Raw genomic sequence first — 12878 nt, 5'->3', positions numbered from 1 at the left:
GAGACGATCCGAACCCAAACCACCCATCAGCTTGTCAACGCCCGTACCGCCGATCAGCCGGTCGTCATCGTCGCCGCCGTCGAGTGTGTCGTTATCCGCACCACCATCGAGAACATCGTTCCCGGACCCGCCCAGCAGCGCGTCGCCACCGCGAAAACCATTGAGAATATCGTTACCAGCAAAACCAGTAACCGTATCATCGCCAACCGTGCCTCCCAATGCATCATCGAAATTCGTGCCGTCGATCACTTGCCCTGGTGCGGCGTCGATACGAACATCCATATCGGTGAAGCGCAGCGTTGTGATGCCGATGACGACATCAACGCCGAACGTTCCCGAGGTATCGGTAACCTGCCAACCACCCGATTCAGCGCCACTTGTAATCTGAACCCAAGTGAATTGCGTGCTCGGCGCTGAAAAATACGCCACATCATCGCTCTTACCGTCTAGAAGGTCATTATCCTCCCCACCAATTAACGTGTCAGCCCCTGGCCCTGCCGTGAGCGTATCGTCGCCAGCCCCGCCAATAAGCAGGTCATCCCCGGTAGTTCCGGAAAGGCTATCGCCATTCGACGTACCTTCAATGATCTCACCAATATTGAGCGCGGAAACATCGACATCGCCATCATTGAACCGAAGTGTCTCAATGTTTTTGAGAACATCAACTTCAGACCCACTAAGCGGTCTGACTTGAATAGCATCGGGGTCAACTGTGTCTCGAACGACTGCATATTGGGTTATATTCCCCGCAATGATGGAGATATCGCCCAAGGTACCCGAGGCGCTGTTGTCGGCTCCGCCGTCGATGATGTCGTTGCCTGAACCGCCGTTCAGCAGGTCGTCGCCATCACCACCGTTCAGAATATCGTTACCGTCACCGCCATCAAAATAGTCAACGCCTGCGCCACCCGTAAAAACATCGCCACCGCCCAGGCCAAAGAAGGTGCTCCCGCCACTGGCGTTGCGACCATCAATGGTGTCGTTGCCCACCGTGCCGGTGATGGTATATTTTTCGAAAGCGTCAATATCCAGGCGAATTGACGACCCATCGCTCAAGTAGACGTACTCGTCGCTTGAAGTGTCCAAGTTTCCAAAATAGATCTGAGTCGCTTTGCGCCCATCGGCCAGCGACCCGGAATAGTCAAGTGTCAAACTGTCAGTGCCCGCGCCACCATTGATATTGCCCAGCTGCATCAGCGCAGTGACACTGTCATCACCGGCACCCAGGGAGCCATTGACGAAATCCACCCCCGTCCAAGAACCGCCTGCACCCTCGCCAGTGCCAAGATTGATCGTGATATTCTCTGTGGAACCGCTGAGGCTAAAATTGACCGTGTCAATACCTAAGCCACCCACGACGGTATCGCCGTAGTCAACAGCGTTGAAGGTGTCATCACCTGCGCCACCGTCCAGCACGTCCGCGCCAGCCCCGCCGTTCAGCAGGTCGTCGCCATCACCCCCATTGAGGCTATCATCACCATTTGCGCCGATCAGGGTATCGTCACCGATGCCGCCATCGAGCGTCACATTCGAGATGGAAGAACCTGCACTCAGAGTGTCGTTCCCAGCCCCCCCGCTCAGGATGTCGTTCGTTCCTCCCCCGCCATAGGACAGGTTATCATTGCCATCACCACCATCGGCGACGCCGCTGACCGTGGCGGAGCCATAGAGCGTGATGGTGTCATTGCCGGCACCACCATCCAGTGTGCCCGTGCCCAGTAGCGTGTCGTTGCCATCCCCGCCCAACAATGTGTTGTTCGCACCGTCATTGTCTTCGAGACGGTCCGAACCCGCGCCACCAATAAGCGTATCTTCTCCCGTGCCGCCGATCAGTCGGTCGTCATCGTTTCCGCCGTCGAGTGTGTCGTTATCCGCGCCGCCGTCGAGCTGATCGTTGCCAGCTCCACCGTCCAGATTGTCGCTTCCGGCTTCGCCGTACAATATGTCGTTTCCAGCCAATCCAATAAGATGGTCGTTGCCTGTACCGCCGCTCAGTTGGTCGCTTACCGCGGCATTATCGCCACCAATCAGAATATCGTCACCCGCTTCACCGTAAAGCCTATTACCTTCGGTGTCGGTATTGCTGTCATTGTTGCCGGCTATCAGGGTGTCATTGCCTGTGCTGCCATAGAGATAATCGTAACCATCGCCACCTTCGAGGGTGTCACTTCCGGCGCTGCCATAAAGAGTATCATTGCCGCCGAGACCGTAAATCCGATCGTTCCACATCGAGCCGTTCAGAGTATCGGGATTCTGGGTTCCTGTATAAGTGAGCTCTATAGCGGAAACTTCACTGGCATAACTGCCGGCACCATCCGGCGAATAGGTAAGCACCAATCCCGTTTCCAATATGGCTTCGTTGTAGGCATAACGAATACCGGCTGTACCGTCGGCATTTTCAATGCCGACCGTGGCAGAGCTGCCGACCACATTACTACCCATATTCAGATAGATAAACTGAATTTGATTGGAGCCTTCGGTCAGTATGGCCTGAAAGGTCAACGGCTCAGAGATGCCCGGTAGACGCACTGAATTCCATTGCACCACTAACAGATCGCTGCCAGCTGTATTTTTGGGGTCCGAAGCTGAGATTACGGTATAAGCAACGTTAGCGCTGCTGGTGGTCAAATCGTCCCAAAACACGTACAGCGCATTGTTTGGCGTACTTGTAGTTGGTAAATCGGTATTTGAGTATGAACTGTCCGGCAAGCCAAAACCCAGGATGCCATTGCTACTCACCCAGAATGATGTGAACGTTGAACCAAAGTAATCAAACGAAAATTCGATGTAAAGTGTTGGTGTCACGTTATCATCGATACCGCTGGTCAATACGACCGTCCCCTCATAGCTGACGCCATTATAGGTAATGACATTCGGTGTCAATGGCCGGCTACCATCCGGACGATAATTGGGTGAAAAATTATCCGCGGCAAGGTCGCTTGCCTGGGTATTTTGCAGTGTTAAAACCGTTTGCCAATTCTGTGTAGTACCGTTTAATCCATCGCGGTCCCATTGCAATAGGGTGTCGTTGCCGCTTTGTTCAAGACGCAGGTAGCCTAGGCTCGGCGCAAAAGGATTGTTAAATGGCGAACTCGCATAACCGTCGCTATTAGAAAGCAACGAGTTAATCTCGAGGATATCGCCACCGGCACCGGCGGTGAAATCTGTGACTGTTATTATGCTGAGATTTTCAGGTTGCAAGTGATAAACGTCCGAACCTGTTCCACCTGTCAATACTGAACTATCTGTTGCTTGATATGATTGGACGTAGAAATGGTCGTCTCCAGCGCCGCCACGGAGGACATTGGTATCGACCATTCCATCGACGTTCCATTTGCTATCAGACAGTGTGTCATTACCTTCACCGCCCTCGATAGTATCGCTACCCGCTTCGCCCTGGAGGTTGTCGTCGCCAGCCAACCCAATGAGGTTATCATTGCCTGAACCGCCATTGACAAAATCGTAGGCATAATTGACATCGCCACCAATCAGCGTGTCGTTACCTGCTTCACCATATAGTTGGTTACCATCGGTATCGCTATTGTTGCCAGCTGTACCTCCTTTCAGCGTGTCATCGCCCCAACCACCAAAGAGAACATCGTAGCCATCGCCACCTTCTAAATAGTCGTCGAAGAGGGTACCCGTCAAATCGTTGTCGTATTCATCACCAATCAAGGTTACGCCATTGGCATTGCCATCCGGCGGAACCTGCGGATTAAAGTTATCCGATGTCAACGGCGTGGAAGTCAAATCCAGATTTTGTAGAACGAGTACCGTTTGCCAGTCTTGATCAGTAGAGAGTGCACCATCACTATCCCATTGCAGAAGGGTATCTGCGCCATTTTGCAGTAGTCTCAAATAGCCCAAATTGGGATCGAATGGATTGCCACCTGTATATCCAGTGCCTCCATAAAACAACCCCTGAATATCGATGATGTCGCCACCTGAACCTGGCGTGAAATCGGTAATGGTTATCGTACTTTGGTTGCCTGCTTGAAGATAATAGATATCCGAACCTGAGCCACCAGTCAGCACACTGCTATCGGTAGATTTTGGTGAGTAGACACTGAACTGATCATTGCCGTTACCGCCATCTAATACATTGGTGTCTGTGGTTTCATCAAAGTACCCGGAAGAATCTTGTAGCGTATCGTCGCCATCCCCACCAAGCAAAGTATCGCTACCTGCATCTCCCTCAAGAAAATCGTTTCCTGCCAAAGCGTTAAGCGTATCGTTACCAGTGCCGCCGTAGAGATAGTCCATTGCATTAGTGAGATCACCACCAATCAAAGTATCGTCACCACCTTGACCAACAAGCGTATTGCCAGAAGTATCGTTATTGCTACCTGCTACCCCCCCTACTAATATGTCGTCGCCAAGTCCACCCCCGAGATAGTCATAACCGTTGCCACCCTCTAGCGTGTCATCGCCGGCATATCCAATGAGTAAGTCATTGCCATCCATTCCGCTTAAAGTGTCGTTATAAACTGTACCAAGCAGATTGTTGTCATTGATATCACCTATGAGGTTTACGCCATTGCTAACGCTACCATCGGGTGAGGCCAGTGGCATAAAATTATCTTGTGTCAAAGGTGTGGATGCTAAATCCAAGTCTTTTAAAACCAAGATCGTTTGCCAATCCTGATCGCTTGAGTTGGCACCATCCTTATCCCATTGTAATAAAGCGTCTGTACCGCTCTGTTGTAATCTCAAATAACCCAAACTAGGATCGAATGGATTTCCTGCTGTATAACCGTTACTTTGATTTAGAATTTGGTCAATATCGATAATATCGCCGCCGGAACCTACGGTGAAGTCTGTGACAATGGCCATGCTCAGATTATCAGGTTGCAGATGATATCGGTCGACACCGCTGCCACCAGTCAAAACACTGCTATCGATTGCTTCAGACGAGTAGACATAGAAGTCATCATCGCCAGCACCGCCATCAAGATTGTTTGTATTAATGACTCCGTCGACATACCACTTATTATCGGTAAGCCTGTCATTGCCATCTCCGCCGAATAACGAGTCGCTACCCGCTCCACCTTCTAAATAATCATTGCCCTCCAATCCGATCAGGGTGTCATCGCCATCGGTACCGTACAAGTAATCATCACCAGGTGTTCCAGTCGTTTCCAATAGAACATCGTTGTAGCTTAATTCCTGGCTTGCTACATTAATACTCCCTGTCTGAGTTTCTAATATCCAGTTTCCTCCCAATGCAGCAGTCCCAGTTAAATCATTCGAAGCAGCCACATCCGCGCCAGTCAATGCCGCTAGCGCAGTAATGAACTGATTGCCCACATCGCCCTTGGCCACATTGCAGCCATACAGCAACATATCGCCGCTATCGATTAACGCCGCGCCGATTTGTGCCAGTTGGGTTTGATAGTCATCGAGATTGTCGGTGCTAAGATCGGTGCTACCCAGAAAGAGGTGACCTTCGCTACCGTGAGAAAGGATGTGGATGGCGTCGTAAAGTGAAGAAGTACCATCAGCGGAGGATGCGTTTTGGTCGCCCTGATCGGCGCTTGTCGCCGAATCAGCGGCTTGTTCGGTTTGGCCGGATAAGTAGGCGGCGATTTGCGCCAGACCATCTTGCGAGGGATCGAGTAACACCACTTCGTAACTCGTCCCGAAGCCGGCTAACAGGGTTTCCCAATCTTTTAGTGAAGTGTCTACGAATACGACTTCCCGGCGCTTATCCATGATGTTGGTCTCGCTTTTCTCTAGAGTTAAGAAAGATAGAAAAGGCCAACTTGATCACAAATGACCGCCGAACCACTCAAGTCTTTTGCCAATTCCATCACATAATTTATGTCTTTTATGCGATAAGTGCCGGCAGTGTCAACTGTACATTGGTGTTAAGCGAGTACATCAAATATACCCATTGCGTCGGTTCACTAATAAAGCGACTATCAACCAATGAGTTAGCAATCTGGATAATCGTTAAATCGTGCTCATGAACTAAACAAAATCGCTATAGAACTACTCGACAGTGTGAGTCAAAATATTTTTTTTTGGTGTGCCAATTGAGTAAATAGCGCCATTCGATTTTGGATTTTGCTTACTTTGCTGTAACTTTGTGGATAATTTTTCTTACCATGAATCCTCTGCGGCCATGTGTTGAAACTTTTTTGATAGAAAATCTGGTTACATTACTACTGTTTTTTTTTGGAATCCTTTGGCTTCTCGCATCACATCGTTAATTTTTAATCTATGACCACGCAACAACATGTGCGCCAATTTTTTTCCCAATCCGATCTTGGGCAGGCTTTAGAAGCTTGTAAATCCTCATTTTTCTACGCCGGTTTTTTCAGTTTATTTATCAATCTACTGCTGTTGGTGCCCTCGTTTTACATGTTGGCGGTGTATGACAAAGTGTTGGTCAGCGGCAGTGAGTCGACGTTATTGATGCTGTCTTTGTTGGCGGTGTTCTTATTTCTGGTGATGGGCGGCCTCGAATGGATACGCTCGCAGATTTTGATCGCCAGTAGCGCTCGGCTGGATGGCTTGCTGGGTGGGCGGGTATTTGATTCGATGTTCACGCAAATGCTGGCCAGCGGCGGCAGGAGTAGTTCGGCTCAAGCTTTACAGGATTTATTGCAACTGCGGCAGTTTCTGACTGGCCCGGGCTTATTTGCATTTTTCGATGCGCCCTGGATGCCGATTTACTTGGTACTGATGTTTTTGTTCCATTGGGCCTTTGGCGTGGTCGCAGTGATATCGGGTCTGATTCTGGCCGCATTAGCGATTTGGAACGAAATCGCCACCAAACAGGATTTAAACAAAGCCAATCAAGCCTCGCAGGAAGCCAATCAATTTACCCAACGCAATCTACGCAATGCAGAGGTGATCGAGGCCATGGGCATGTTGCCGCGTCTGCGTGAACGTTGGCAGCAACAGCAAAGCGAAGTGATTGCCTTACAAGGCAAGGCCAGCAGTAAAGCCGGTTTGATCAGCGGCTTGGTAAAAACTTTTCGTTTGGCCATTCAATCTCTGGTGCTGGGCCTAGGCGCTTATCTGGCTATTCATAAAGAGATCACTCCCGGTTTGGTGATTGCAGGGTCCATTTTATTGGGCCGAGCCTTGGCGCCGCTGGATTTGATGGTCAACACCTGGCGCGGTTTCTCACAGGCCAGAGAAGCGTTTCACCGCCTGACCACCTTGCTTGAGACCTTTCCCAAAGTGGAACCCGCCATGCCTTTGCCGGAACCCCAGGGCCATTTGACCGTAGAGCAGTTGATCATCGCGCCACCCGGGTGCAATCAACCGATCATCAAAGGTATCAGTCTGACGATCGATCCGGGGCAGACCGTGGCTATTATTGGTCCGAGCGCCGCCGGAAAATCCACTTTCGTAAGAGCGCTCTTGGGGTTGTATCGTCCCGCCAAAGGCGCTGTCCGGTTGGATGGGGCGGAGATTCAACAATGGAACCGCGAGCAATTGGGCGATTATCTGGGCTACTTGCCGCAGGATGTGGAACTATTGGACGGAACCGTCAGCGAGAATATAGCCCGCTTTCGAGAAGTCGATCCGGACCAGGTCGTGGCAGCCGCTCAACAGGCCGGCATCCACGACATGATTCTGCGGTTGCCGCAAGCTTACGACACGCGTTTAGTCGGTGGCGGACAACTCATGTCTGCGGGCCAACAACAACGCATCGGCATAGCCCGTGCGCTTTATGGCAACCCGAAAGTCGTGGTATTGGACGAACCGAACGCTAATCTGGATCAAGCCGGCGATGCAGCCTTGATGGACACGTTGGCGCAACTGAAACGCCAGGGTAAAACCGTGGTCGTCGTCACTCATAGGAATAATCTCTTGAGTCTGGCGGACAAAATTTTGCTGCTTGTCGATGGTCAAGCGGCTGCCTTTGGCCCGCGCGACGAAGTATTGGCGGCACTTTCGCAACCTCGCACTATGCCGCAAACGGCAACGGCCTAACGATTTATGGAACAAGCGCAGCGATGAATGAACAATCAAATCAAACCTTGCTGGAACTGATGCGGCAAATCCAACGCGATATCGGCGAATTGAAACAACAGCAGGTCGAACTGTCCGGTCAGCTGTTAACCGTTGATGAGCGCCTGTTAAACGTCGAACGTTGTTTGATCAACTTACGCAGCGATGCGGACCGGTCTCGAACGCGAATGGTGTGGAGCGATGACGAGCGGACGGCGTTTTCCAATTGGCTAAGCAGCAATACCAACGTGAATGACGATTTTTCCAATGACTCTGACTAAATACGGCTAACTCATGACCCATTGGTTGGAACACTTAGAAACCCCCACTACCTCCGGCAACGATAAACCGGTTCGTAAACTCGGCCTGTGGCTGGTATTAGCCGTATTTGGCGGCTTTGGCAGTTGGGCGGCATTCGCCCCTCTGAGCAGCGCAGCATTGGCACCCGGCATCATCACCGTCGAGTCTTATCGCAAAACCGTACAGCATTTGGAAGGCGGCATCATTCGTAGTATCGGCGTACGTGACGGGGACCAGGTCAGCAAAGGCCAAATGCTGGTGGAACTGGACGATACCCAATCCCGTGCGCAATTGGAAGTGTTGAAAGGCCAGTATTATATCGAGCTAGCCAAAGATGCGCGGTTAAGCGCGCAACGCGACGAGTTAGATAAAGTACGCTATCCGGAGGCGCTAACCCAAGTGAATGACTCGCGCGCCCGAGAAGCGATGCAGGTTCAGGATCAAACTTTTCAGGTGCGCAAAAAGGCGCACGAAAACGAAATTTTTGTCTATCAGCGCCAGATCGAACAGCTCAAAGCCAAACAAAAGGGGCTTAGAGCGCAACAACACAGTTTGTCCCGGTTGGTGAACTCCTTTAAAGGCGAACTGGACGATTTCAGCCAATTGTTAAGCGAAGGCTATACCGATAAACAAAAGCTGCGCGACGTGGAACGCAACTTGGCGCAAAACGAAGGCCGCCTGGGAGAAATTCAGTCCGAAATCGCCGCGGCCGAATTACAAGTCGCCGAAACCGAATTGAAGATCATGCAGTTAAAAAAGGAACTGCAGCGAGAAGTGTCCAAAGAGCAAGGCGATGTTCAGGCGCATTTGTTCGAGCTGCAAGAAAAGATACAATCGCTGGAATCCACCGTGACGCGTACCATCGTTACCGCACCCGAGGCCGGTATGGTGTTGGGTTTGGCAGTCCACACGCTAGGTGCGGTGATTCCGCCGGGTGGCCGTATTCTGGACATCGTGCCGCAACAGGAAAAACTGGTGGTCGAAGCACAACTGCCGATTGCCGATATCGATCGGGTCAAGGTGGGGCAAACGGCGGAAATTCGTTTCAGTGCATTCAAGTCGCGCGAAACACCCAAGATCGAAGGCAAATTGATCACACTGTCTGCCGACCGCATGGTTGACGAACATAACAAAGAAAGTCCACCGTATTACCTGGCGCGGGTGGAAGTCAGCGTAGAAGGCATGGAAAGCTTGAGCCGTCAAGCTCTGGAACTCGTACCCGGCATGCCGGCAGAAGTCTTGATTAATACCGGATCGCGCACCTTGCTGCAATATTTGACGCAACCTTTAACCGACAGTTTCGCTCGTTCGTTCATCGAAGATTGATTATGCGCGCTTTTAAACTACCGCTGATAGCCTGTTGGCTTGGCTTGGCCACGCAAACCCAGGCTGCCGATTTGTTGGAACTATACGATCAGGCTTTACTGACTCACCCTATTGTTAAAGGTAGCGAATTCGCCATCGACCAAGCCAAAGCACGACACGACCAAGCGCGCAGCAAGCTATTACCGCAAATTAGCGCCGTCGGTAATTTGAACTGGAATGAACTCTCTCAAGCCTTGCCAAACAATAGTTTATCGAGTCAATCCAGCGCGACCAGCAGTTATCAGGGAACGCGCGGTGTCGTTCAGCTACGGCAAGCTTTATTCGATTTATCTTCCTTCTTACGCTGGCAAGGCGCCGAGTCTATTACGCTGCAAACGGAGCAGGAATTGGAAGTCGCTAAGATAAGCATGACAGCTAATTTGATAGACCAATACCTGGAAGTACTAGAAACCGAAGATCAGATCAACTATTTACAGAGTGAAAAGTCACACACTGAGAGCGACCTAAAGCGTATGCAACGCATGCAAGCCATGCAATTGGTGCCGGTCACCGATTTATATGACATCGAAGCTTATTACCAGACTTTATTGACCACAGAACTCGAAACAATAGGCGCGCGCGACATCGGTTTAGCAAAGCTTAATGAAACAACGGGCGTTGTGGTGACCGCCTTACTCAAACTGAACGCTGATAGCATTCCGCCCGTGAACAGTGAACTCGAACAATGGGTAGAACAGGGTGCGCAACAACATCCATCCTTGTTAGCCCTTAATCATGCGGTCGATGGCGCCCAAAAGGAAATCGATGGTGCAAAGGCTGACCATTTACCGACACTGTCTATGCAAATGTCGCAAGTCTATGCCGATAATGGCGGTTTCGATAACCGGCAGTTGCCTTACTATAATGTGGGCAGTATCGGCTTGCAGGTTAATGTGCCCATCTATGCCGGCGGCGGCACAGAAGCCAGCGTGGACGAAGCCACGGCGCGATATCATCAAACCCAGGAAAAACGCACGGCCAAATTGCGCGAAATAGACAAAGAAATTCGTACCGCTTTTGTTCAAGCCAGAACCGGCCGGGCGCGCATCGACTCAACGACCAAGGAAGTTGAAGCTAGAGAAAAAGCACGCGACGGCAAAATCAAAAGCTATGAGTTAGGGGTCATTAATATCGTGGATTTGCTGGAAGCCAAAAAGAATTTGTTGAAGACCCAATTCCAACATGCACAATCGCGCTACGATTTTATACGCTCGGTCGTAGCACTGAAACTGTGGAGCGGCAATTTGCATCGGCAGGATGTCGAAGAAATTAACAATTGGTTAGTCAGGTGAGGCGAATCTGACATTTCGCATGAATCGGCCAAGTCAAATTTATGTTTCAGTCGAATATAAGTAACAACGCTCAACTGTTTTAAAAAATTGTCTGAATGCACGCCGCAGACTCATGGCTATTTGGTTAAGCGGCTGAAAACTTTTTAAAATGGTTGAGTGTGTTTATTTATAAAAACTAAATCCAGGCGAGTTTAGCCACCCCATTCCGGAAATATCAGCGACTAGGCGTTAAATTATCATTATCACGAGTACGTTTATCAGCGGCCAGATTTTGGTCGACACGGGTCGCTTTCTGCCAGACAGAAGCGGCAGAATACATTGAGTTATACCGCGTCGATAGCGCTAAAACGATTCCATCAAAGGGTGGCAACCTTCACCGGAATCGGTGGCAGCTTTGCCGTGGAATGGGTGGCAGCTTTCGCCTGGATTAGGTGGCAACGTTGGGCCGGAATACGCACAAGATCATGATTACACCCGCTTTTGCGTATTGGCCAACAGCACGTTGACGGCGTAGGCGACGACAAAAACGCCCAACGGGACGGCTTGTGGTGGAATCGGAAACGGTAGGGTCAAGCTGACCAGTAGCAGATACAACGCGCCCAGAATCAGATAAAGACTGTAGCGATGGGCCATGGGGCTGGGGTAATCGAAATTGGTCTGGCTAATCTTGCGTCGTACCAGTCCGTCGACGACAAACGGCTGCATGGCAGCCGCCAGATACGGTAACCAAGTGCAGGCCGTGGTCAGGCGCTTGATCATTTGAAAGATCGTGTCCCACAGCACGTTGAGCCGGCTTTCGATGAAGGGAAATAAATCGTTGCGCCCCACATCCTCGAAACCTTTGGACATCTGGCGTTCGCGCTCGGTCGGGATGAAGTAGCGGAACACGCTGTCTCGGATACCAGTGCTGACGAACAAGCGATCAAACCAGCGTTGCGCGGTGTGACTGATCTGCGATTCTTTATCGGCGCCAAAATAGCCGATCATCATCTGGTCTTCAGCGCGCTGCAGTTCGCGCGTCCAGCGATCAGACACAAAACTGGCCACCAGGATCACTTCCAGTAGCCAAAGCATCAGGCTGAACAACAGATTGCGCGTCATGAGCGTGCGCCTTGGCGGTCATGTGCCGACCGCAGAATCGGCAAGCGGCCTTTGACGATTCGGCCGCCGGATAACTTGGCGATGTAATGCAAGTCAGGCAGTTGTCCGAGTAGCTGCGGCGCAAACAAATCGCCTTCTTCTTCCATCAGGCGTTCGCCGACATTGCCGGAGAACACCGTGGGATTGGTCGCACTGGTGGCCACGCCCTGGGTACGCATGATGTATTTGAGTCGGGTTTTCGGCAGATTGTCGGTGATGTACTGCTGCGTTTCGCTGTCCATGATCCTGAGCGCAATCAGGTTGTTGACGTTACCCAGCACTTGCCGGGCTTTGTCTTGGGAACCGGTGCGGGCGGCAAAATCGGCAAAGGTCTGGGTGGCGATGAACAGGCGAATCTTGGCGCCACGGCCTTTGTTCAAGACTTGAATGAAGGGATCGTTGATGACTTCGGCGGCTTCATCGACGAACACATTCACCGGGCGCTCCGAGACGCCGTAGTTGTAGCGATCACCGGCAACCGCCGCCAAATCGGCCAGCAGAATCGATCCAATCGCGCTGCAGTAGGGAGGGGGTGGAAACAGGACGGGTTACATAGCCCGAATTGGCCCGGAAACCCGCGCAAACACTGGATTCTCACCGAAACAACGAAAATCTTGAATTCCGGACAAAATCGGGGTGAATTGTAGGAAATACCCAGATAATATCCGTCAAAATTAGCCAGCCAATAGTGGTATTTACCCCTATTTTTGCTTGAAAATCATCCGCAACAGAGCGTCAATACCGTCAACAAAAAACATAGACGGAGAAAAAAATCATGCCTGAAACACAAAACACTGAATGGGGCTTTTGGGT

General features: G+C 50.9%; 7 protein-coding genes. 4 read left to right on the top strand and 3 right to left on the bottom strand.

Features of this window, described 5'->3' with window-relative positions; all coding sequences use genetic code 11:
• On the bottom strand, positions 1–5712 hold a 5712-nt coding region (locus NP596_RS16135; RefSeq protein ID WP_256616416.1), incomplete at its 3' end, for a DUF4347 domain-containing protein.
• 510 nt (positions 5713–6222) lie between these two features.
• On the opposite strand from NP596_RS16135, the gene NP596_RS16130 reads away from it, so the two are divergent.
• Genes NP596_RS16130 through NP596_RS16115 form a run of 4 tightly spaced genes read left to right on the top strand, consistent with a single transcriptional unit; the run spans position 6223 to position 10925 of the window.
• Positions 6223–7950, top strand: a complete 1728-nt coding sequence (locus NP596_RS16130; RefSeq protein ID WP_256616415.1) for a type I secretion system permease/ATPase — start codon at positions 6223–6225, stop codon at positions 7948–7950.
• Positions 7951–7973: 23 nt separating this feature from the next.
• Positions 7974–8249, top strand: a complete 276-nt coding sequence (locus NP596_RS16125; protein ID WP_256616414.1) for a hypothetical protein — start codon at positions 7974–7976, stop codon at positions 8247–8249.
• A gap of 13 nt (positions 8250–8262) precedes the next feature.
• Positions 8263–9594 carry an HlyD family type I secretion periplasmic adaptor subunit gene (locus NP596_RS16120; RefSeq protein WP_256616413.1) on the top strand — a complete coding sequence of 444 codons (1332 nt, stop codon included), beginning with the start codon at positions 8263–8265 and terminating at the stop codon, positions 9592–9594.
• 2 nt (positions 9595–9596) lie between these two features.
• Positions 9597–10925, top strand: a complete 1329-nt coding sequence (locus NP596_RS16115) for a TolC family outer membrane protein (RefSeq protein ID WP_256616412.1) — start codon at positions 9597–9599, stop codon at positions 10923–10925.
• 468 nt (positions 10926–11393) lie between these two features.
• Here NP596_RS16115 and NP596_RS16110 read toward each other — a convergent pair whose 3' ends face one another.
• Together NP596_RS16110 and NP596_RS16105 are read right to left on the bottom strand one after the other, a co-directional pair.
• On the bottom strand, positions 11394–12026 hold the full coding sequence (locus tag NP596_RS16110; RefSeq protein WP_256616411.1) for an IncC plasmid conjugative DNA transfer DtrJ family protein: 633 nt from the start codon (positions 12024–12026) through the stop codon (positions 11394–11396).
• Positions 12023–12553: a TraM recognition domain-containing protein gene (locus NP596_RS16105; protein ID WP_443192633.1), complete on the bottom strand. Its 531-nt coding sequence runs from the start codon at positions 12551–12553 to the stop codon at positions 12023–12025. The genes NP596_RS16110 and NP596_RS16105 overlap by 4 nt, the downstream gene beginning before the upstream one ends.
• Between the last annotated feature and the right edge of the window lie 325 nt (positions 12554–12878).

The sequence above is a fragment of the Methylomonas rivi genome (assembly GCF_024505165.1).
Lineage (GTDB): Bacteria > Pseudomonadota > Gammaproteobacteria > Methylococcales > Methylomonadaceae > Methylomonas > Methylomonas rivi.
The sequence above is the reverse complement of the archived record's forward strand: the minus strand, read 5'-3'. Positions and strand labels throughout refer to the sequence as shown.